The organism is Pseudomonas sp. NA-150, from assembly GCF_044336365.1.
Taxonomy (GTDB): Bacteria; Pseudomonadota; Gammaproteobacteria; order Pseudomonadales; family Pseudomonadaceae; genus Aquipseudomonas.
This window is the reverse complement of record NZ_CP172305.1, coordinates 1611721-1632845: the sequence shown is the minus strand read 5'-3', so window position 1 is coordinate 1632845 and position 21125 is coordinate 1611721. Positions and strand designations below refer to the sequence as shown.

Annotated in this window: 18 protein-coding genes and 1 pseudogene; 5 read left to right on the top strand and 14 right to left on the bottom strand. The window is 59.3% G+C overall.

What is annotated here, in order from left to right; all coding sequences use genetic code 11:
• Position 1 precedes the first annotated feature (1 nt).
• The 7 genes and pseudogenes from ACF0H7_RS07820 to ACF0H7_RS07790 form a co-directional block, all read right to left on the bottom strand.
• Positions 2 to 1507: an efflux transporter outer membrane subunit gene (locus tag ACF0H7_RS07820; RefSeq protein ID WP_397452196.1), complete on the bottom strand. Its 1506-nt coding sequence runs from the start codon at positions 1505 to 1507 to the stop codon at positions 2 to 4.
• Entirely contained in the window at positions 1504 to 1992 is a 489-nt protein-coding gene (locus tag ACF0H7_RS07815; protein ID WP_397452195.1) for a MarR family winged helix-turn-helix transcriptional regulator, read from the bottom strand. The genes ACF0H7_RS07820 and ACF0H7_RS07815 overlap by 4 nt, the downstream gene beginning before the upstream one ends.
• 294 nt (positions 1993 to 2286) lie before the next feature.
• Complete coding sequence (locus ACF0H7_RS07810) at positions 2287 to 3123, bottom strand: ABC transporter ATP-binding protein (RefSeq protein WP_397452194.1); 837 nt, start codon at positions 3121 to 3123, stop codon at positions 2287 to 2289.
• The gene (locus tag ACF0H7_RS07805) at positions 3111 to 3914 is read right to left on the bottom strand and encodes an ABC transporter permease (RefSeq protein ID WP_397452193.1); all 804 of its coding nucleotides are present in this window, start codon (positions 3912 to 3914) and stop codon (positions 3111 to 3113) included. The genes ACF0H7_RS07810 and ACF0H7_RS07805 overlap by 13 nt, the downstream gene beginning before the upstream one ends.
• Positions 3915 to 3923: 9 nt before the next feature.
• Positions 3924 to 4910 (bottom strand): ABC transporter substrate-binding protein, encoded by a 987-nt coding sequence (locus ACF0H7_RS07800; protein WP_397452192.1) that lies wholly within the window; start codon positions 4908 to 4910, stop codon positions 3924 to 3926.
• A gap of 518 nt (positions 4911 to 5428) precedes the next feature.
• Positions 5429 to 5518, bottom strand: a pseudogene (locus tag ACF0H7_RS07795) (hypothetical protein); the annotation flags it as partial.
• Between the two features lie 16 nt (positions 5519 to 5534).
• A complete protein-coding gene (locus ACF0H7_RS07790; RefSeq protein WP_397452191.1) occupies positions 5535 to 7025 on the bottom strand; it encodes an aldehyde dehydrogenase in 1491 nt (496 codons plus the stop codon).
• Between the two features lie 192 nt (positions 7026 to 7217).
• Between ACF0H7_RS07790 and ACF0H7_RS07785 the strand changes: the two genes are divergently transcribed.
• Complete coding sequence (locus tag ACF0H7_RS07785; RefSeq protein ID WP_397452190.1) at positions 7218 to 8126, top strand: LysR substrate-binding domain-containing protein; 909 nt, start codon at positions 7218 to 7220, stop codon at positions 8124 to 8126.
• A 154-nt stretch (positions 8127 to 8280) separates the two neighbouring features.
• On the opposite strand, the gene argE is transcribed toward ACF0H7_RS07785, so the two are convergent.
• From argE to ACF0H7_RS07765, 4 genes are all read right to left on the bottom strand, one after another.
• Positions 8281 to 9435, bottom strand: coding sequence for an acetylornithine deacetylase (gene argE / locus ACF0H7_RS07780; protein WP_397452189.1), 1155 nt, complete (start codon positions 9433 to 9435; stop codon positions 8281 to 8283).
• Entirely contained in the window at positions 9428 to 10102 is a 675-nt protein-coding gene (locus ACF0H7_RS07775; protein ID WP_397452188.1) for a DUF1028 domain-containing protein, read from the bottom strand. Before ACF0H7_RS07775 ends, argE begins: the two co-directional genes overlap by 8 nt.
• Positions 10103 to 10118: 16 nt before the next feature.
• On the bottom strand, positions 10119 to 10535 hold the full coding sequence (locus ACF0H7_RS07770) for a RidA family protein (RefSeq protein WP_397452187.1): 417 nt from the start codon (positions 10533 to 10535) through the stop codon (positions 10119 to 10121).
• Positions 10536 to 10686: 151 nt separating this feature from the next.
• On the bottom strand, positions 10687 to 12069 hold the full coding sequence (locus ACF0H7_RS07765) for an aspartate aminotransferase family protein (RefSeq protein ID WP_397452186.1): 1383 nt from the start codon (positions 12067 to 12069) through the stop codon (positions 10687 to 10689).
• A 142-nt stretch (positions 12070 to 12211) separates the two neighbouring features.
• On the opposite strand from ACF0H7_RS07765, the gene ACF0H7_RS07760 reads away from it, so the two are divergent.
• Positions 12212 to 12817 (top strand): TetR/AcrR family transcriptional regulator, encoded by a 606-nt coding sequence (locus ACF0H7_RS07760; protein ID WP_397452185.1) that lies wholly within the window; start codon positions 12212 to 12214, stop codon positions 12815 to 12817.
• A 65-nt stretch (positions 12818 to 12882) separates the two neighbouring features.
• Here the strand turns inward: ACF0H7_RS07760 and ACF0H7_RS07755 are convergent, their stop codons facing one another.
• Entirely contained in the window at positions 12883 to 14142 is a 1260-nt protein-coding gene (locus ACF0H7_RS07755) for an IS256 family transposase (RefSeq protein ID WP_397449066.1), read from the bottom strand.
• Between the two features lie 245 nt (positions 14143 to 14387).
• Between ACF0H7_RS07755 and ACF0H7_RS07750 the strand changes: the two genes are divergently transcribed.
• Positions 14388 to 15707 carry a flavin-containing monooxygenase gene (locus ACF0H7_RS07750; protein WP_397452184.1) on the top strand — a complete coding sequence of 440 codons (1320 nt, stop codon included), beginning with the start codon at positions 14388 to 14390 and terminating at the stop codon, positions 15705 to 15707.
• A gap of 45 nt (positions 15708 to 15752) precedes the next feature.
• On the opposite strand, the gene ACF0H7_RS07745 is transcribed toward ACF0H7_RS07750, so the two are convergent.
• Positions 15753 to 16358 carry a tRNA-(ms[2]io[6]A)-hydroxylase gene (locus ACF0H7_RS07745; RefSeq protein ID WP_397453855.1) on the bottom strand — a complete coding sequence of 202 codons (606 nt, stop codon included), beginning with the start codon at positions 16356 to 16358 and terminating at the stop codon, positions 15753 to 15755.
• 273 nt (positions 16359 to 16631) lie between these two features.
• Between ACF0H7_RS07745 and ACF0H7_RS07740 the strand changes: the two genes are divergently transcribed.
• Complete coding sequence (locus ACF0H7_RS07740) at positions 16632 to 17507, top strand: universal stress protein (protein ID WP_397453854.1); 876 nt, start codon at positions 16632 to 16634, stop codon at positions 17505 to 17507.
• 97 nt (positions 17508 to 17604) lie between these two features.
• Here ACF0H7_RS07740 and ACF0H7_RS07735 read toward each other — a convergent pair whose 3' ends face one another.
• Entirely contained in the window at positions 17605 to 18075 is a 471-nt protein-coding gene (locus ACF0H7_RS07735; RefSeq protein WP_397452183.1) for a DUF1289 domain-containing protein, read from the bottom strand.
• 404 nt (positions 18076 to 18479) lie between these two features.
• Between ACF0H7_RS07735 and acnB the strand changes: the two genes are divergently transcribed.
• Positions 18480 to 21080 carry a bifunctional aconitate hydratase 2/2-methylisocitrate dehydratase gene (acnB, locus tag ACF0H7_RS07730; RefSeq protein ID WP_397453853.1) on the top strand — a complete coding sequence of 867 codons (2601 nt, stop codon included), beginning with the start codon at positions 18480 to 18482 and terminating at the stop codon, positions 21078 to 21080.
• The last annotated feature ends 45 nt before the right edge of the window (positions 21081 to 21125 follow it).

Here is a 21125-nt window from a genome sequence, read left to right as displayed (position 1 = left end):
ATTATTCAGTCTGCGAAGCGGTTGATGGGGAGGCAGCGCCGGGGGCTTTATTGGCGGAGGCGACCTGACTGTCGCCGGGGCCCACACTGTGGAAGCCGCCGCCCAGGGCCTGCATCAACTGAATCGACAAATCGATTCGCTCGGCGGTGAGGTCGGCCAGTTGGCGTTGCGACTGGAGCAATGTTTGTTCGATGGTCAGCACGTCGAGATAGTTGCCGATACCTGAGCCATAACGCTGGGTCGCCGTGTCATAAGACGCTTGCGCCGCATCGGTCGAGCGCTGTTGGGCGTCGATCTGACCGCTGATGGAACGCAGTTGCGACAGCGTGTCGCTGACATCACCCAAGGCCTGGACCAGGGTTTTGTTGTACTGCGCCACGGCGAGGTCGTAATCGGCATCCTTTGCGTCGAGGTTGGCCCGTAGACGTCCACCATCGAAGATCGGCAATGACACGGTCGGCGCGATATTGAAGAAACGGCTGGCCGAACCGAGCAACGAGTCACCCAACAACGACTGAGTGCCGGCGGCGGCGCTGAGGTTCAGGTTCGGGTAAAAGGTGGTCTTGGTCGCGACGATGTTTTTGCTCGCCGCTTCAACGCGCCAGCGAGCGGCGACCAAATCAGGACGACGCCCCAGCAACTCGGCCGGCAGCATTGACGGCAACGCTACGGCACCAGGCTTGAGCACGTTCGGCCGGGTGATGTCTTCACCACGGTCCGGCCCTTTGCCCAACAGCACCGCCAAGGCGATTTTTGCACTGCGCAGGCGCTTGCCGGCGTCGATCAATTGCTCTTCGGAGCTGGCTTCCAGGCTTTGCGTCTGCTGGAACTGGAAGCGGCTGTCGATCCCGGAACTCAGGCGACGGTTGCCCAGGTCCAGCAATTGTTTGGTGCGCTTCAGATCCTGTTCGGCGAGGTCGTACACCACGTGGGCCTGGCCCAGGTCGCTGTAAGCACGAGCCACGTTGGAGGCGATGGTCAGCTGTGCAGCCTGTTCATCGATTTCGGCGGCACGCGCCTGGCCCAACGCCGCTTCCCAGGTAGCACGCTGGCCGCCCCAGAGATCGAAGGTGTAATTGAAGTTGGCCCCCAGGCTACGCACGGTACCGTAGGTACCGCCCTGCCCGGTCGGGCTTTGATCGCGGGCCAGACGCTCACGGGTGACACCGGCACTGGCGTTCACGTCCGGCATGCGCGCAGCGTCGGCAGCATAGGCCGCGGCGCTGGCCTGATGCGCACGCGCGCCAGCGATTTGCATGTCCGGGTTATCGCGCAGGGCTTCCGTAATCAGCCCGTCGAGCTGTGGATCGCCGAGGCTTTTCCACCAATCACTCTGCGGCCAGGCCGCCGACGACAGTTTTACATCCTTAAAGCTCTGCGCGGTGTGCAGGCCTTTGGCGTCCAGCTTAACGCCTTCGGTGTCGAGGCCCAGGTAGTTGGCGCAACCGGCCAGGCTCATGGCGAGGACGATCAGGCTCATTGACGTGCGCAAGGTTGCGTTACTCATTTCTCACCTGCCTGCACAAAGCTCAAACGGGCGATGGTGGTCTGGTCGTCAGCGGCCACAAGCACCTTTTTCAGGATGCCCTCCAGCAGTGCCAGCTCTGATGCGTCGATACAGCCGAACATCTCGTTCATCGCCGCTGCGCCGACTTGCGGCAGCAAATCCGAGAGTTTCTTCCCCTCTTCGGTCAAATTGAGGTGCACCTGGCGCCGATCAATGTCTGAACGGTTGCGCACGATCAGTTCTTTCTGCTCCAGACGATCGAGCATGCGCGTCATCGAGCCGCTGTCCAGCGACAGGTGACGGCACAGGTCAGCCGGCGTATCGGTGCCGAACTGCGCGACGATAATCAGCACCTTGAACTGCGATGCGGTCACGCCATGCGGCACCAGAAACTTGTCCAGCAAACGGTCTTTGACGGCATTCATGCGGCCCAACAAGAGGCCCATGAGACCGGAGTCATAATTTTCAGGAGTGAAGTGCTTCATCGGATTCACCAGAAAGCTGCCTAGGCAGAGAGTTAAGGTGATCTTACTGCCTAGGCAGCGAATGTCAATGCATTAAATAGCAAGCTTTCTATTGTTACGATGAATGACATTCATCCCCATGACCCCTGCCCCGTTCTCTGTAGGAGCGGGCTTGCCCGCGATGACGGTGTACCTGACACACCGCATCAAACGGATCGCCGGCAAGCCAGCTACTACATAGTTCCTGTGTACGGCCGGAAACAAAAAAGCCCCGCTGGATCGCAGCGGGGCTTAGAGAAAGCAAGGAGTGAAGCGTCAGTGCGCCTCTTCCAGTTCATCATGCAGCAGACCGAAGATCTCCCGTTTCATCTCAATAAACGAACGCTCCATGACCATGTCCAGCGTGCGCGGACGTTCGATCGGCACATCAAGGATCTGCTTGATCCGCCCCGGTCGAGCACCCATCACATACACCCGGTCGCCGAGCAGAATCGCTTCGTCGATGTCATGGGTGACAAACAACACGGTCTTTTTGCTGTTGCCCCAGACCCGCAGCAACAGTTGCTGCATCTGTAGCCGGGTCTGACTGTCCAGCGCGCCGAACGGCTCGTCCATCAACAGAATCTGCGGATCGTTGGCCAACGCACGGGCGATGGCCACGCGCTGCATCATCCCGCCAGACAACTGCTTGGAGAAGTTGTCGGCAAACTGCGTCAGGCCGACTTCATTTAGGTAGTAATCGACGATCTCCTTGCGCTGGGCGGCAGGCATGCTGCGTCGTTTCAGGCCGAACTCGATGTTCTGCCGCACGGTCAACCAGGGAAACAAGGTGTAGCCCTGAAACACCATGCCACGATCAGCACCCGGCCCTTCCACCAGATTGCCGCCGACATAGATGTCGCCTTCGGTAGGTTCCGCCAGCCCGGCGGTGAGGTACAGCAAACTCGACTTGCCGCAACCGGACGGGCCGACCAACACCGCGAACTGCTGGTCCGGCACCTCGAACGACACCTGCTCCAGCGCAGTGAAGGTGCTGCCGTTCGGGCTTTGATAGCGCAGGCTGACCTTGTCTACCTGCAAACGTGGCGCCGCCTGGGGCGCCACCGCCAGCGGTGTGGCAAAACGTGGATTCACTGCAGTTACAGAGCCCATGCGGCCACCTTCAGACGGAGGAATCGGAACAGTTGATCGGTCACCAGCCCCAACAGGCCGATGATGGCAATTGCCAGGAAAATCACATCCACCTGAAAACCACGCATGGCTTTCAGACTCAAATAACCCAGGCCACTGGAGGCCGCGACCAACTCGGCCACCACCAGATACGTCCAGGCCCAACCCATGGTCACCCGCAAGGTATCCAGCACGCCCGGCAATGAGGCAGGCGCAATCACATGCACCACCGCGTCGTAGCGATTGGAACCCAGGGTGTAGGAAGCGTTGATCAGGTCCTTGGAGATGCCTTTGGACACGTCGGCAATCATCACCAGTTGCTGGAAGAACACGCCGAAGATGATCACCGAGACCCGTTGCTCCAGGCCGATGCCGATCCACAGGATGAACAGCGGCACAAACGAGGTCACCGGCAGATAGCGAATGAAATTGACCATGGGTTCGAGGAACGCCTGGACAATCCGGAAGCTACCCATCAACAACCCCAGCGGCACCGCCACCAGCGACGAAATAATGAAGCCGACCATCACCACTTCGACGCTGGCCCACACGTGTTCGCCGAGGGTGCCGTCGCGGGCCAGACGCATGGCCGCCTCCAGCACCGCGCCCGGTGTCGGCAGAAACATGCCCGGCACCACGCCACCGTAGGACAGCCCGGCCCACATGCCGATCAACAGCAACCAGGCCAAACCGCTGGCACTCCAGATCAGTTGCACCGGCAAACCGGTCTTGGGCGTGATGCAACGGTTCAACCATGAATTGCGCTTGGACATGCTGACCTCCTATCGAGGGGTAACGAAGCGGCTGTCGACCAGGTCGTCGTAGCTGACGTTGTAAGGCTTGCCCTGCAGTTCGCTGGCGGTTTCATTAGCCAGTTTGATCACGGCGGCGCCGTCACCCGGCTTGCCCGGCGAGCCCAGCAGTTTTTCGCTCATGGCTTGATCGTAGAAGCGCACGCCTTTTGCGGCGGAAGCCAGTTCAGCCGGATCGGCGAGGTAGCCACCCACGCCTTTGGCCATGATCGCGTAGGCCTCGGTCGGGTGGTCCTGGGTGTACTTCACCGCCTTGTACAAACCGGAGACCAGTGCCTTGACGTCGGCCGGCTGCTTGTCGATGACGTTGCAGTTCAGCGCCACCACATCGACGATCACTCCAGGCGTCGAGCTGCTGTCGATCAGCACCTTGCCCTGTTGCTTGGCGCGCACCAGCGACAGATGCGGTTCCCAGGTCACGGCAGCAGGTACGCGCCCGGCGATGAATGCGGTGGCAGCATCGTCGGCAGTCATGTTCTGCACGGTGATGTCGCTCATCTTCATGCCATTCTTTTTCAGCAAGTACGACAGCCAGAACTGCGACACTGAACCTTCGTTCACCGCCACGGCCTTGCCTTTCAGCTCCTGGAGGCTGTTGACGTCCTTGCCCACCAATACGCCGTCGCCACCGTGACTTTCATCCAGCGCCGCGACCGCGCGGAAGCAGAACTGTGGGCGGTACTTGAGCACTTCGTCGAGGGTCGACGCCGAGCCGGACAACTTGCCCGACGCCTGAGCGGCCATGTACATCGAAGCTTCTTCAATCGTCGGCAGCTCGACCGTCAGGCCGTTTTCCTTGAAGTAGCCGAGGTCTTGGGCGAGGTACAAGGTGCCGTAACCGACCCAGGTGGTATGACCGATGGACAGGGTTCCGGCCTGGGCGCTGGTGGCGACGCCGGCAGCGATGGCGGTCAGGGCGAGGGGATGAGCAAAACGTTTAAGCAAGGACTTGATCATGAAGCACTCCCACAGTATCGAATTGGTTTTGTCTTGCGGGGCAGTACGGCCAGCGGCCTTGAACAGGGGTATGTCCGGTCTCTGACGGACCTTGGAACGTCAGTCATTGGCTGACTGGCGAGGTTGATGTTGGCCTAAGCCGGGGGATAGGAAAATGAGTAAATATGTGGTTGCTAGCGAGGAAAAAGATGGGCTGTGGTGCTGCGCACAATCACGGATCGAAGCCGCCGAGCACGGCCTCTTTTTGGTGCTTTCAGGTTGGGAGCGAAGGTCAAAACTGTAGGAGCAACTGTCTTCCGCGCTTTTTGCTCTGACTAGGAGTCAAGGGGCATGGCCTCGCAAGCGATAAGGGCCTGGCAGCCGCTATCGCCAGTGCTGCAGCCAGTGATTGCAAGGCTGCTCCAGCGGTTTTCGTCCTTAGTTTGTCGGTTTGCACCGTCTTGCCGGGCAGCATTTCCTCGCCGCGAATGCTGTCGAACTGTGTGTCCGCGAGCACCCTGCGTGCCAGTTTCAACCCTTCGATCACTCGGGTCCGCACTCAAGCGGTTTGCCAGAACACAGCCGGAAGAACCAGCGCCGACGATCACATAGTCGTAAGAGGTCTTCATGTTGGCATTCCCCGTCTTAACGCAACTGGAACCAGGTGGTTTTCAGTTGCGTGTACTTGTCGAATGAATGCAGCGACAGGTCCCTGCCGAAGCCCGACTGCTTGCCGCCGCCAAACGGCACGCTGACGTCCAGCGCATCCACGGTATTCACCGACACGGTCCCGGCATTCAACCGGCCTGCCACCCGGTGCGCGCGATTGAGGTTGTCGGTCCAGACCGACGCCGCCAGACCGTAGATGTGATCGTTGGCCAGCTTCACTGCCTGCTCTTCGTCGTCGAAGGCGGTAATCGCCAGCACCGGGCCGAAGACTTCCTCGCGGGACAATCGCATGTCGGGGCTGACCTGAGTAAACAGCGTCGGCTGAATGAAATTATTCGAACCGTTGATCATCAGGCGATCACCACCGGCCACCAACTGCGCACCAATGGCGCTCGCTTCAGCGATGTAACCCATCACGCGTTCGGCTTGCTGGGCATCGACCATCGCGCCCATCTTGCTCGCCGGATCGAGCGGGTCACCCGGCTGCCATTGCTTGGCTTTATTGACCAGGCGCTCGACGAATTCATCGTGAATCGACCGCTGCACCAGCAGGCGCGAGTTTGCCGAACACACCTCACCCTGATTGAAGAAGATACTAAACGCGGCTTTTTCCGCCGCCAGGTCCAGGTCCTGACAGTCGTCGAACACCAGATTCGGACTTTTGCCGCCGCACTCCAACCACACTTGCTTGAGGTTCGATTGCGCCGAGTACTGCATGAAGTACTTGCCCACCTGGGTCGAACCAGTGAACACCAGCGCGTCGACGTCCGGGTGCAGGCCCAGTGCGCGGCCGGCCTGCTCGCCGAGCCCGGTGACCACGTTGAACACACCTTCCGGCACGCCTGCTTCCAACGCCAGTTCGGCCAGGCGCAGAGCGGAGAACGGCGACTGTTCCGCCGGCTTGAGAATCACGCTGTTGCCGGCCGCCAATGCCGGTGCGACTTTCCACGCGGCCATGTCCAGCGGGAAATTCCATGGCACTACGGCGGCGATCACACCCAACGGTGTCCGCGTGATGGTGGCCAGGGTGTCGCGGCCAGTGGGTGCCACTTGGTCGTAGAGTTTATCGAGGCTTTCCGCGTACCAGGCAAACACCTGAGCGGCGCCCGGTACATCTATCATATAGGCGTCCATCACCGGCTTGCCCATGCTCAATGAATCGAGCAACGCCAGCTCCTCGCGATGGGTCAGAATCAGCTCAGAAAGACGAAGCAGAATACCCTTGCGCTCGCGCGGTGCCATTCGCGCCCAAGGCCCGTTTTCAAAGGCGTGGCGAGCGACGCCGACGGCCAGCTCAACGTCCGCCTCGGAACAGGCGGCGACACGGGCCAGCAGGGTGTTGGTGGCCGGATTGATCACTGCAAACGTCTGGCCGTCCTGCGCGTATTGGGCACGGCCGCCGATGTTTGCCGCATCGATCAAGCGTTGGTTTCTTGCGAGGTTTTGCCAGCTGTTGAGGTCGGTCATTGCAGGCTCCTTGTCCGCTATCAGTTGCGCCGATAGTGGCTGAGGCGTGCATGGCGAGAAATGAGTAAAAATGTGGTCGTTATCGATAAAAAACCTCGCCAGTTGCGTACGTCTTTGCTGCACAACGAGCAAGCAATGGACTAACCTGCGGGCGACGATCAAGGTCGTCGGTCCACCACTTTCGAGGTAGCCATGGCAGCCTACAACCTGCGACAACTCAAATATTTTGTCACCACCGTCGAGTGCGGCAGTGTGGCCGAGGCGTCACGCAAGCTGTACATCGCACAGCCTTCGGTGTCGACCGCGATCAAGCAACTGGAAGACAGTTTCGGCGTGCAACTACTGATTCGCCATCACGCTCAAGGCGTGTCATTGACCCCCAGCGGCGCGCGCTTCTACCGCAAGGCGCAGGAGCTGTTGCGCGTGGCCCACGAGTTCGAACAGAACGCCCTGGCCGACAACGACGTGGTCGCCGGGCAGATCGATATCGGTTGTTTTGAAACCGTCGCCCCGCTGTATTTGCCGCGCCTGATTGCCGGTTTCCGCGATCGCTGGCCGGGCGTTGAAATTCGTATTCGCGACGGCGAACAACAGGAGCTGGTCCAGGCCTTGACCTCTGGCAGCATCGACCTCGCGATGCTCTACGAGCACGACCTGGACAGCACCATCGAAACCGCGCCGTTGATGCCACCGCAACAACCTTACGCGCTGTTGCCGGAGGGCCACCGCTTCGCCCAGCAGGCCAAGGTGTCACTGAATGATCTGGTGCTGGAACCCATGGTTTTGCTGGACGTACAACCCAGCCGCACCTACTTCGTGAGCATCTTCGAAGAACGTGGACTGAACCCGCATATCCTGTTCAGTTCACCCTCCATTGAAATGGTCAGAGGCATGGTTGGCCGCAGTTTCGGCTTTTCGATCCTGGTGACCCGCCCGCACTCTGATTACACCTACGATGGGCAAAAAGTCGTGTGCGTGCCCTTGGCTGAACACGTCACCGGCTCCGGGTTGTCAGCGGCCTGGCTGCGCCGCTCGCAACTGACCAAACCGGTACAGCTATTTGTGGATTATTGCCGGGAGGTGTTGGCGCCTAAGGAGTAATGCCTTTCAGCCAAGAACACGGTCCCCTGTAGGAGCTGGCTTGCCTGCGATCTGGCGCGAAGCGGCAGTATAACCAGAACCCGCGGAGTGTCTGATTCAATCGAAAAATCCGGATTTGCGACTGCTACGCAGCCGATCGCAGGCAAGCCAGCTCCTACAGAGATCGCAACACCAACGCCATACGCTCAAGCATCGCGTCACATTTATCCAACTGCTCAACACTGACAAACTCATCAGCCTTATGCCCCTGATCCATACTCCCCGGCCCGCAGACCACGGTCGGGATGCCGATCGCATCGAACAACCCGCCTTCGGTCCCGAACGCCACGGTGCCGAACTCGCTTGAACCACAAAACTGCGCAATCAACTGCGCCGCCTGGCTCTGCGCATCGGTGGCCAACCCCGGATAGGCCGACAGTTCGGAAAAACTGATGTCACTCGCCGCATTCACCGCGCGCATCCGCGGCAAGATTTCCTGCTCGGCGTAGCGCGCTAGCTGCTCGGCAACTTCACGTGGGTCCTGCGCTGGCAGCGCGCGCACTTCGAAATCGAAACGACAGTTTTCCGGGACGATGTTGAGGGCCTTGCCGCCGTTGATCACGCCGGTCTGTACCGTGCTGAACGGTGGATCGAACCGCCGGTCGTGCAGTGCAGGGGCGCGCAGGCGCGAGCCGATTCGGCCCAGTTCGCCAATCAACTCGGCGGCGTATTCGATGGCATTCACGCCTTGGGGTGCATAGGCCGAGTGACACGCCGCGCCGTGTACATCACAGCGCATGGCCAATTTGCCCTTGTGCCCGAGCACCGGTTTCAGCTCGGTGGGTTCGCCGATGATGCACAGCAGCGGTGTGTGCGGCCGCTGTGCGAGTTCGGCCAGCAGCGAGCGCACGCCCAGGCAGCCGACTTCTTCGTCATACGACAGGGCAATGTGCACCGGCATGCGCAGCGGCGCGGCCAGCAGTTTGGGCACGGCGGCCAGCACGCAGGCGATGTAGCCCTTCATGTCGGCCGTGCCGCGTCCGTAGAGCTTGCCGCCTTTTTCTGTCAGCTCGAAGGGCGGGACGCTCCAGGCCTGGCCATCCACCGGCACCACATCGGTATGCCCCGACAGCACAATGCCCGGGCGGTCATCCGGGCCGAGGGTGGCGAACAGGTTGGCCTTGCTGCGCTCGTCGTTGAAGATCAGTTCGCAGGGCACGTCGAATTGGGCCAGGTAGTCGCGGACGAATTCGATCAACTGCAGATTCGATTCGCGGCTGGTGGTGTCGAAGCCCACCAGCGCGGCCAACAGTTCTCGGCTGCTACTCATCGCCAGGCACGCCATAGCTCGGGGCCTTGGTCGGGTCCAGGGCGCGGACGATGTAGTCCTGCATCTGTGGACTGTAAGCGCTCCATAGCTGGGCCAGTTGGCCGATGGGGTCTTGATCCGCCCAGTCGACGCGCAGGTCTACAATCGGCCACGTTAGCTCACCGACCACCACCAACGCCGCCGAATGCACCGGTCCCGCCTCTCCGCCCGCCGCGACGGCAGCCTGCATCGCGGCCAGTAGCCGATCCGCCAACTGGCCGCCGCTGTTTTCGAAGGTCTGCACCAACGTTTCAATCACGGAGCGGTCCGCCAGCATGTTGCCGGCCGCCACACACTGTTCACCGGCCAGCGCATTGTGCGTGCCAAGGGTTTCGTTGCCACTGAAATGAGCGGTCTGCCCCAGGTGATCGATGGCCGTCAGTTGGCGGTACTGACTGTAGCCATTGCTGGTCAATGCCTTGTCCAGCGCCTGCGCCGGAGACAGCCCGCTCTCCATCAGTTCGAGTACTTGCGGACCCAGCGCCGGCAGGGTGATGTTCTGCGTGGCGACCGCCCCCACACCCGGCAGCAACCATGGGCAACGCGCACCCACGGCGATGCTGGAGGAACTGATGGCAATGCCCAGTTGACCGGTTTCGGCGCAACGGCCGACGATTGAAAACGTCATGCGGTGTTCCCCCTGTCTATTCTGGAATAACCGCGATCACGTCGATTTCCATTAGCCATTCAGGCTGCCCCAGCCCGGAAATGACCAGCCCGGTGGAGATCGGAAACACGCCTTTGAGCCACTTTCCGACTTCCTGATAAACCGGCTCGCGGTAACGCGGATCGGTCAGGTAGGTGGTGGTTTTGACGATGTGGCTGAGGTCGCTGCCCGCCTCTTCAAGCAGTTGCTTGACGTTGCGCATGGCCTGCTCGGCCTGGGCACGCGGGTCGCCGAGGCCAATCAGGTTGCCTTCGAAATCGGTACCAATCTGACCGCGAACATAGACGGTGTTGCCGGCGCGCACGGCCTGGCAGAGATCGTTATCCAGGTTTTGATTGGGGTACGTCTCTTTGGTGTTGAACATGCGGATGCGGGTGTGGGTCGGTTGAGTCATGCTCGTTCCTCCGTTGGACATGAAGCATTCTGTCCATGCCCGGTTGCTGGCGAAACGAGGTTTTTTGTGGGGCTTGGCTAGCAAAAAAATAGCTAGAGAAGGCGCTGCAAAGGAATGACCGGCCCGTAACAACGAGCCGGCTTTTTAGCGATTAAAGCCGACCGTATTCCCGCGCCGTGCGATCCACCGCGATGCGCGTTTTGTCCACCAGTTCATCAAGCTCCATGCGTGTCGCCACCAGTGCCGGGGCCATGATCATCCGGCCCAACGTCGAACGAATAATGACGCCCTCCTCGAAGCCGATGGTCCGGCAGCGCCAGGCGATATCGTTCTCGTTGGCGAAGCGCTTGCGGGTCGCTTTGTCCTCGGCGAACTGCAACGCCGCCACCAGACCCACGCCCTGCACCTCGCCCACCAACGGGTGATTGCTGAACACTTCGCGCAGACAGTTTTGCAAATACGGCCCGGTGTCGTTTTTGACCTGGGTCACCACCCCTTCATCGCGCAATGCCTTGAGGTTGGCAATGGCCACGGCAGCGGCGACCGGGTGCCCGGAGTAGGTCAGCCCGTGAGCGAACACGCCGCCCTTTTCCACCAGCGCTTCGGCCATGCGTCGCGACAAAATCAAACCGCCCATGGGGATATAACCGGAGGTCAGGCCCTTGGCGATGGACAGCGTGTCGGGTTCGAAGCCAAGCGTTTGATGAGCGAACCACTCGCCGGTCCGGCCGAAGCCGCCGATCACTTCGTCAGCGCACAACAGCACGTCGTATTGGCGGCAAATACGTTGAATCTCCGGCCAGTAAGTGGCCGGTGGAATAATCATGCCGCCCGCGCCCTGGAACGGCTCGGCAACGAACGCCGCGACTTTGTCGGCACCCAGTTCGAGGATTTTTTCCTCCAATTGTCGGGCTGCACGCAAACCGAACTCTTCAGGGGTCAAGTCACCTTCATGGGCAAACCAATACGGCTCGTCGATGTGCGCCACATCAGGAATCGTGCCGCCCATTTCGTGCATGAACTTCATGCCGCCCAACGCCGTCGCGGCCAGGGTCGAGCCGTGATAGCCGTTCCAGCGACCGATCATGATTTTCTTGTCCGGCTTGCCCATCACCTGCCAGAACTTGCGCACCGTACGGATCAACACCTCGTTGGCTTCGGAGCCGGAGTTGGTGTAAATCGCGTGGCTGTAGTGCGAGGGCAGCAGGCTGAACAGCAGCTCGGACAGCTCGATCACCGCCGGGTGGGTGGTGTGGAAAAACATGTTGTAGTACGGCAGTTGCTCCAACTGCGCACAGGCCGCGGCCGCCAGGTCCTTGCGCCCGTACCCGAGGTTGGTGCACCACAAGCCCGACATGCCGTCCAGGTAGCGCTTGCCCTCGTTATCCCACAACGCCAGCCGCTCGCCGCGCACCATGACTCGCGGCCCCTCTTCGTTCAGTAGTTTCTGATCAACGAAGGCATGGATGTGGTGGGCCGCATCGGCCGCCTGATAGTCACTGGTGGTACGGGTTGGGCTGAGTTCAGTGGACATGATTGTCTCCATTGTTATGTTCGACGGCTGCCAGGGCCTGGATAATATTTGTCATCTAAAAATATTTTTGTAAAGAAAATATTTGTGATTGAAAATAAATATCCCTAGGCTGGGCGCCATCGATACACGGCGTCAGGAAAAAATGACCGGACTTAGAGAAAGACAAAAAGAGCAGCGCCGACAGCTGATCGCCGACGCCGCCCTCGAGCTGTTCAAGGCCAACGGCTTCATCGCGACTACCCTGGAACAGATCGCCAACCACGCGGGTGTGTCTGCACCGACGGTGGTGAACTACTTCGGTGGCAAACAGGAAATCCTGCTCGCACTGCTCAAAGAGCCGGACGAACAAGCCATGCGCGAGGCGCGCTCCCACCTGGACGACAACGCCGACCCGCTGGACGCCTTGTGTGAACTCGAAGGGCTGATGACCACCTATCAACTGCGCGCCATGCCGGCTTCGCTGTGGCGCGAACTGGCGCCGTTTTTGTTCACCGGCGAACTGTCGGCGGCTTTTCATCCGTGGAATGTGGCGGTTGTTGAAGAGACCAAGGCGTTGCTGGTGCACTTTCAACGCAAAGGCGCGTTGAGCGAGTCGGTGGATATCGACTTGGCGGCCACCATATTCAACCAATACGCGAACATGGCGTTTATTCGGTTGGCGACTGAGCCGACACCGGACAGAGAAGCCCATGCCCTGCATATGCGCGGTGTGTTGGGGTTGATGTGTCAGGGCATGTTGAAGCGGTAGACATGGGAGTGTCAGATTTTTTGTGTTCGGGCTGGTTGTGGCCTGCCGTCAGGCAGGCCTTTGTTTTACCAGCTCGGCCTGGTAAATCGATCTCCATAGAGAATCGCAAATTGATTCATCGCCACCTTCCAATCATGCGCTGCGTTACCCCAGTTAGCGGTGATGTTGCGTAATCCCAGCCATATCAGCTTCGTCGCTGCATCGTCAGTGGGGAAGTGCCCTCGGGTCTTGATGATCTTTCGTAGCTGAGCGTTGATGCTTTCGATGGCGTTGGTTGTGTAGACCACCTTTCGGATGCCTGCCGGGAAGACAAAAAACGGGATGACTCGATCCCAGGCTCTACGCCAAGCAGCAACTACAGTCGGATACTGCTTGCCCCAAGGCCCCGCCTCAAAGGCGTTCAGTTCCTGCTCAGCGATATCGGCGTTAATGGCTTGATAAATCGGCTTGAGCGCCTTGGCCAGTGCTCGACGTTTATCCCAAGCCGCATAGTCCAGGCTGTTGCGGATCAGATGCACGATGCAGGTTTGCAGTGTGGTAGCAGGAAACACCGCCCCTAGGGCCTCTGGTATCCCTTTAAGGCCGTCTGTGACGGCGATCAGCACATCTTCAACACCACGAGTCTTCAGGTCGTTGAACACCTTCATCCAGAACTTGGCACCCTCGGTGCTTTCGATCCAGATGCCCAAAATATCTCGTGTGCCATCGGGTAACACGCCCAGTGCCAAGTACACCGCCTTGTTACGCACCAAGCCTTCGTCGCGAATTTTGACCCGCAGCGCATCAAAAAAGATGACTGGGTACATAGGCTCTAAAGGGCGTTGCTGCCAAGCGCCAACCTCTTCCAGCACAGCATCGGTCACTGAACTGATGAAGTCATGCGACACATCGGTTCCATACTGCTCGGACAGGAAAGCGCGTATCTCACGCACCGTCATCCCTCGGGCGTACATGGCAATGATCTTGTCATCAAAGCCTGTAAATCGGCGCTCATGCTTGGGAATGAGGATCGGCGCGAAGCTGCCATCGCGGTCTCTGGGGATATCCAGGCGAAGTGGCCCGTCATCGGTCAGTACCGTTTTACCGCTTTTACCATTGCGCTGGTTGGTTGAATCCTCAGGGCGCTCCGCGCCCTGAGGATAGCCAAGGTGGTGACCCAGTTCGGCGCCTAGCGCACGCTCGATCAGCGCCTTTTTGAACGCCATAGAGGCGTCCTGAATGGCTGCGGCGCTCATCGGGCCTTGGACGAACTGATCAATCAGCTCTTTGGGTATCGAGGGCAATTCCCTCGGTGTTGCACTGGCGGACTTCTTTTTGGTCGGCATAAATGTACCTCTGGTGACATGTTATGCCCGAACACAAAATTTCTGACAGTCTCGTAGACATTCGTCAAATGATATACCCCCTGTAGGATCTGGCCTGCCTGAGTCCTCGCACCAACCCTCCCCAGCTTTTTCCTGCCTTGCGACGACAAAAATCATAATTTCGCTCGCCCCCGTATCTGAACAGAATGCAGCCAACGTCACCCCACAGCCGCAAGTCTCAACCTGCCTTTGAGAAGGACACAGACATGACAGTTGGAAAAATTGAAGTCGATACGCTTGTTGTTGGCGCCGGTCAGGCAGGCGTGGCCATGAGTGAGCACCTGAGCAAACTTGGCGTGCCGCACCTGGTGCTGGAGCGCGATCGGATTGCCGAGCGCTGGCGCACGGGGCGGTGGGATTCGTTGGTAGCCAATGGTCCGGCCTGGCACGATCGCTTTCCCGGTCTTGAGTTTGACGACCTCAGCCCCGACGGCTTTGCGCCTAAAGAACGAGTGGCGGATTACTTCGAAGCCTATGCCAAGAAGTTCAACGCGCCGGTCCGCACTGGCGTGGACGTCAAGAGCGTAGTGCGCAATGTTGGCCGGCCGGGCTTCACCATCGAAACCTCCGAGGGTGTGATCGAGGCCAGTCGGGTGGTGGCCGCGACGGGGCCGTTTCAGCGTCCGGTGATCCCGCCCATCGCCCCGAAAGATGACCGCCTCACGCAAATCCACTCGGCCGAATACCGCAATCCACAACAACTGCCTGAAGGCGCAGTGATGGTGGTGGGTGCCGGTTCGTCAGGGGTGCAGATCGCTGATGAATTACAGCGTGCCGGCAAGAAGGTATACCTCTCGGTCGGGGCGCATGATCGTCCTCCCCGCGCCTACCGTAACCGCGATTTTTGCTGGTGGTTGGGGGTGCTCGGTGAGTGGGATCAGGCCAACGTGAAAGCCGGTAGAGAGCACGTGACCATTGCTGTCAGCGGTGCCCAGGGAGGCCGTACGGTTGACTTCCGCGGGCTGGCTCATCGCGGCATGACCCTGGTGGGCCTGACGCAATCGTTCACTAACGGCGTGGCGACCTTTCAGGCAGATCTTGCGGAAAACCTGGCGCGCGGCGATGACAACTACCTTTCGTTGCTGAATGCCGCTGACGCCTATATCGAGCGCAATGGTCTCGACCTTCCGCTGGAACCTGAAGCGCGCACGACGTTCCCGGACCCGGACTGTGTCACCCATCCGATGCTTCAACTGGACCTGGCCAAGGCCGGCATCACGTCGATCATCTGGGCAACCGGTTTCGCCGTGGATTACAGCTGGTTGAAAGTCGACGCCTTCGATAGCAACGGTAAGCCGCAGCACCAGCGCGGTGTTTCAAGCGAACCAGGCGTGTATTTCCTCGGCCTGCCGTGGCAGTCGCGTCGAGGTTCTTCGTTTATCTGGGGGGTTTGGCACGATGCGAAACATGTGGCTGACCACATCGCCACCCAGCGTAAATACCTGGCCTATCGCGATGCGGCGCAACGTCAGGCAGACGATGGTGAAACCGCCAAGGTCAGCCATAAACCGCTGGTCAGCGCTTGATGTTCGGGCCCGGCGCTTATAACGTCGGGCCGATTTGGCGGGTGTTCAAGTCTTGGTCGGGATACCACTGTGGAAGCGGAATTCAACGTCTGGGCTGTCGATCAGGCTGGCTTCGAGCGCCCTGACCTTCTCGATAGTGCGTTCGACATCTTTCGCTTCGCCGTATTGATAGGCCAGCTTCAAATAATTCTGATAGTGCCGCGCTTCGCTTTTCAGCAGGCCGTAATAAAAGCGGCCCAATTCGTCATCCAGATGTGGCACCAACGCCTCGAATCGCTCGCAACTGCGGGCTTCGATAAACGCGCCCACCACCAGGGTATCCACCAGTTTCACCGGTTCATGACTGCGCACTGCGGCACGTAGCCCGGACGCGTAACGGCTGGCCGACAGCGGGTACCACTCGACCTTGCGCTTTTTCATCAGGCGCAGCACTTGCTCGTGATGCACCAACTCTTCACGGGCCAGGCGCGACATCATCAGTACTAGATCCGGGAAACCGCCATATTTGGCGATCATGCTCAACGCGGTGCTGGCGGCCTTGAACTCGCAATTCTTGTGATCCAGCAGCATGGTGTGCTGATCGGCCAACGCCGCTTCAACCCAGCCCATCGGGGTCCGGCAGCCGAGAAAATCATGGATTTCAGGCAGCATGACTTTGCCCGACACCTTGGCGGCAGCGTAATCATCAAGGTGGGAAGGGTCGATTTCTGGGTTCAGTTGCATAGGCTCACAGTACGGCCGATTGGACAAAGCGCAGCATTATACGAGCGCGGCGCGAATCAACCAGCGCCTTGCGGCAGATTTCCCCTGATCTGGATCAATAACCGAGTCGGCCGACTGCAACTATAGTTGTCTGTACCAGCCGTCGGTCTAATGGATCAGCAGTGCCGTGGCTATAGCAACGTCATCGTCGAGGGCATCCTCATGCAAGCCGTTCGCAGCATTCTCGTGGTCATCGAACCGCATCATGCGCAAACTCACGCTGAAAACCTGGCCCTGAAGCGCGCCACGATGATTGCCGACGTGACCCGGGCCCATATTCACCTGCTGATCTGCGAAAAAAAGCACGATCACTCGGCGTTGCTGACCGCCCATGAGCATCATCTATATGGCAAAGGCTATAGCGTCTCTGCCGAGCAGGCGTGGAACGACAGCCTGCACCAGACCATCATCGACGTGCAGCAGGCGAAAAACTGCGGCCTGGTGATTAAGCAACACATGCCAGATAACCCGTTGAAAAAGGCTCTGCTGACGCCCGACGACTGGAAACTGCTGCGGTTGTGCCCCAGTGCGGTGCTGATGGTGAAAACCGACAAGCCCTGGGGCGGCGGCGTCATCCTTGCGGCGGTGGACGTCGGCAATGCCGATGGTGAGCACAAAGCCCTGCACTTCAGCATCGTCGATCATGGCTTTCAGATTGCCGCGCTGGCCAAAGGTCAGTTGCACGTGATCGCCGCCCATCCGTCGCCAATGCTGTCGGCGGCGGACCCGGTGTTTCAGCTCAAGGAAACCATCGAAGCGCGCTATCGCGAGCAATGCCTGGCGTTTCAGGCCGAATTCGATGTTGACGACTTGCACCTGCACGTCGCCGAAGGCCCGGCCGACGTGTTGATCCCCTACACCGCCCATGCCCTCAGCGCCGCCGTGACCGTGATCGGCACCGTCGGCCGCACCGGGCTTTCCGGTGCGCTGATCGGCAATACGGCGGAGGTGATACTTGATTCGCTGGAAAGCGACGTGTTGGTGCTGAAGACCGAGGAGACGATCGCGCACCTGGAGGAACTGGCGTTTAAAGGCTGACATCATTTTGTAGGAGCGGGCTTGCCCGCGATGGCGGTATGTCAGGCCAATTGCGTCAAGCTGATCGCGGGCAAGCCCGCTCCTACAAGGATCTGCATTACCCGCCAAACGCATCCTTGAGAAACCCCGGCGCGATATAACGCTCGTAATGGGCCTCGGACAGCAGGAAAAATTCCCGATCAATGGCATCACGCAGATCCGGTAGCGCCCAATCGCGAAACTCAGGCATCAACACGATCCCGTACGCCTCAAGCTGACTGATCACCCGCGCGCCCCGTGCGATCAACTGGTAGGCCCAGCAATACACCGACTGCTGCGGCACGAAGCGGATTTTCCGTTGCTCCAGCTGCTGACGCAGCTTGGCCGGATCGAACACCTCCAGCTTTCCGACCATCACCTGGACCAATAACTGCTCAAGGCGCAGCCAGACCGCACGTTTTTCGTCCTCGTTGTAACCGTTCCAGTTGATCACTTCGTGGTGGAAACGCTTGCAGCCACGGCACACCAGATCCCCGTAAACAGTGGAGCAGAGGCCGACGCAGGGGGTTTTGATGGTTTGATTGGACATTGTTGACAGTACTGGAAAAGGTGAGACACGCCGGCATGTTAGCCCTTTGTCTAATCAGGGTCACCCCTAAGCGTGTTGGACACAACTTACCTTTCTCGAAATTTTGCCGTAGAATCATCGGGCCTTTTAAGGCGCCAATGTCCGTTAGAAGCTGTTTTCAAAGCGTCACGAGCACAGTTAAGTTAACCCCGCAGTCGGTGTTGGTGCAGGTTTCCCTACCTCAGGAACCCTTCACCGACACACGTCAAACCGTCATGCAGGCGTAAAACTTTGAAAGCAGCTTCTACAAGGAATTGTCGACACTCTGGCCAAGAAGCTCAAAAAGCTTCGTAGCGCAGGGTACGACCAATTGCTGGATGAGCGTCCCGGATACCCATTTGGGACCACTGATGAGGGTAATAACTGTGCTTGAAGCCTACCGTAAACACATCGAAGAGCGTGCCGCCCTGGGCATCGTGCCCCAGCCGCTTAACGCCGAACAAACTGCAGGCCTGGTCGAGCTGCTGAAAAATCCCCCGGCTGGCGAAGAAGCTTTCCTTGTCGACCTGATCACCAATCGCATTCCACCAGGCGTTGACGAAGCTGCCTACGTCAAGGCTGGCTTCCTGTCCGCCCTGGCCAAAGGCGAAGCCACTTCTCCGCTGATCGACAAAAAACGCGCCGTTGAACTGTTGGGCACCATGCAAGGTGGCTACAACATCGTCACGTTGGTCGACCTGCTGGATGACGCTGTCCTCGCGCCTGTGACTGCCGAGCAACTGAAGCACACCCTGCTGATGTTCGACGCGTTCCACGACGTGGCTGAAAAAGCCAAGAACGGCAACGTCCACGCTAAAGGCGTTCTGCAATCCTGGGCCGACGGCGAGTGGTTCCAGAAGCGTCCGACCCTGGCTGACAAAATCAGCCTGCGCGTGTTCAAGGTGACTGGCGAAACCAACACCGACGACCTGTCCCCTGCACCTGATGCCTGGTCCCGTCCTGACATCCCGCTGCACGCCCTGGCCATGCTGAAAATGGCCCGTGACGGTATCGTGCCTGATCAACAAGGCGCCATCGGCCCGATGAAGCAAATCGAGCAAATGCGCGGTGAAGGCTTCCCGATCGCCTACGTTGGCGACGTGGTCGGCACTGGTTCGTCGCGTAAGTCGGCAACCAACTCCGTGCTGTGGTTCTTCGGCGACGACGTTCCTAACGTCCCGAACAAGCGCGCTGGCGGTTTCTGCTTCGGTTCCAAAATCGCTCCGATTTTCTACAACACGATGGAAGACGCCGGCGCACTGCCGATCGAATTCGACGTGACCAACATGAACATGGGCGACGTGATCGACCTTTACCCGCACGCGGGCAAGGTCTGCAAACACGGCACCGATGAAGTCCTGACCACCTTCGAACTGAAGACCCCGGTCCTGCTCGACGAAGTCCGCGCTGGCGGCCGTATCCCGTTGATCATCGGCCGTGGCCTGACCAGCCGTGCTCGCGCCGAGCTGGGTCTGCCAGCTTCGACTCTGTTCAAACTGCCTGAGCCACCAGCTGTCAGCACCAAGGGTTACACCTTGGCGCAGAAAATGGTCGGCAAGGCGTGCGGCGTAGAAGGCATCCGTCCTGGCACGTACTGCGAGCCGAAGATGACCACCGTCGGTTCTCAGGACACCACCGGTCCAATGACCCGTGACGAACTGAAAGACCTGGCGTGCCTGGGCTTCTCCGCTGATCTGGTCATGCAGTCGTTCTGCCACACCGCAGCGTATCCAAAGCCGATCGACGTCACCACGCACCACACCCTGCCTGACTTCATCATGACCCGCGGCGGCGTTTCGCTGCGTCCGGGCGACGGCATCATCCACAGCTGGCTGAACCGTATGCTGCTGCCGGACACCGTCGGTACTGGTGGTGACTCGCACACCCGTTTCCCAATGGGTATCTCGTTCCCTGCCGGTTCGGGTCTGGTCGCGTTCGCCGCAGCCACTGGCGTCATGCCACTGGACATGCCGGAATCGATCCTGGTGCGTTTCAAAGGCAAAATGCAACCAGGCGTCACCCTGCGTGACCTGGTTCATGCCATTCCTTACTACGCGATCCAGGCTGGCCTGCTGACCGTAGAGAAGAAAGGCAAGAAAAACGCCTTCTCCGGCCGTATCCTTGAGATCGAAGGCCTGGACAACCTGAGCATCGAACAGGCTTTCGAACTGTCCGACGCTTCGGCAGAACGTTCTGCTGCCGGTTGCACCATCAAGCTGTCGAAAGAGTCGATCACCGAGTACCTGAACTCCAACATCACCCTGCTGCGCTGGATGATCGGCGAAGGCTACGGCGATGTACGGACTCTGGAACGTCGTGCTCAAGCGATGGAAGCCTGGGTCAAAAACCCGGAACTGATGGTTGCCGATGCTGACGCGGAATACGCTGAAATCATCGAAATCGACCTGTCCGAGATCAAAGAGCCTGTGCTCTGCGCACCAAATGACCCGGACGACGCCCGTCTGCTGTCCAGCGTTGCTGGCGAGAAGATCGACGAAGTGTTCATCGGTTCGTGCATGACCAACATCGGCCACTTCCGCGCTGCGGGCAAGTTGCTGGACAAGGTCAAAGGTCAGCTGCCAACCCGTCTGTGGCTGTCGCCGCCGACCAAAATGGACGCTCACCAGCTGACTGAAGAAGGTTACTACGGCATCTACGGCAAAGCCGGCGCGCGCATGGAAATGCCGGGCTGCTCGCTGTGCATGGGTAACCAGGCTCGTGTTGAACCGAACGCCACTGTGGTGTCGACTTCGACGCGTAACTTCCCGAACCGTCTGGGTGATGGCGCGAACGTTTACCTGGCTTCGGCTGAGTTGGCGTCCGTGGCTTCGATCCTGGGTCGCCTGCCGACCGTCGAGGAGTACATGGCCTACGCGAAGGAAATCGACACGATGGCGGCGGATGTTTATCGCTACCTGAACTTCGATCAGATCGCTGAGTTCCGTAAAGTCGCTGCGAATGCCAAAATTCCGGTGATTCAGGCTTAATTACCAAGCCTGGTTGTGAAAGAGCCCCGTCCTTGTGACGGGGTT

Coding starts and splice junctions, on each gene's coding strand:
- ACF0H7_RS07820 (WP_397452196.1), bottom strand. CDS start 1,507: ATGAGTAACGCAACCTTGCGCACGTCAATGAGCCTGATCGTCCTCGCC.
- ACF0H7_RS07815 (WP_397452195.1), bottom strand. CDS start 1,992: ATGAAGCACTTCACTCCTGAAAATTATGACTCCGGTCTCATGGGCCTC.
- ACF0H7_RS07810 (WP_397452194.1), bottom strand. CDS start 3,123: ATGGGCTCTGTAACTGCAGTGAATCCACGTTTTGCCACACCGCTGGCG.
- ACF0H7_RS07805 (WP_397452193.1), bottom strand. CDS start 3,914: ATGTCCAAGCGCAATTCATGGTTGAACCGTTGCATCACGCCCAAGACC.
- ACF0H7_RS07800 (WP_397452192.1), bottom strand. CDS start 4,910: ATGATCAAGTCCTTGCTTAAACGTTTTGCTCATCCCCTCGCCCTGACC.
- ACF0H7_RS07790 (WP_397452191.1), bottom strand. CDS start 7,025: ATGACCGACCTCAACAGCTGGCAAAACCTCGCAAGAAACCAACGCTTG.
- ACF0H7_RS07785 (WP_397452190.1), top strand. CDS start 7,218: ATGGCAGCCTACAACCTGCGACAACTCAAATATTTTGTCACCACCGTC.
- argE (WP_397452189.1), bottom strand. CDS start 9,435: ATGAGTAGCAGCCGAGAACTGTTGGCCGCGCTGGTGGGCTTCGACACC.
- ACF0H7_RS07775 (WP_397452188.1), bottom strand. CDS start 10,102: ATGACGTTTTCAATCGTCGGCCGTTGCGCCGAAACCGGTCAACTGGGC.
- ACF0H7_RS07770 (WP_397452187.1), bottom strand. CDS start 10,535: ATGACTCAACCGACCCACACCCGCATCCGCATGTTCAACACCAAAGAG.
- ACF0H7_RS07765 (WP_397452186.1), bottom strand. CDS start 12,069: ATGTCCACTGAACTCAGCCCAACCCGTACCACCAGTGACTATCAGGCG.
- ACF0H7_RS07760 (WP_397452185.1), top strand. CDS start 12,212: ATGACCGGACTTAGAGAAAGACAAAAAGAGCAGCGCCGACAGCTGATC.
- ACF0H7_RS07755 (WP_397449066.1), bottom strand. CDS start 14,142: ATGCCGACCAAAAAGAAGTCCGCCAGTGCAACACCGAGGGAATTGCCC.
- ACF0H7_RS07750 (WP_397452184.1), top strand. CDS start 14,388: ATGACAGTTGGAAAAATTGAAGTCGATACGCTTGTTGTTGGCGCCGGT.
- ACF0H7_RS07745 (WP_397453855.1), bottom strand. CDS start 16,358: ATGCTGCCTGAAATCCATGATTTTCTCGGCTGCCGGACCCCGATGGGC.
- ACF0H7_RS07740 (WP_397453854.1), top strand. CDS start 16,632: ATGCAAGCCGTTCGCAGCATTCTCGTGGTCATCGAACCGCATCATGCG.
- ACF0H7_RS07735 (WP_397452183.1), bottom strand. CDS start 18,075: ATGTCCAATCAAACCATCAAAACCCCCTGCGTCGGCCTCTGCTCCACT.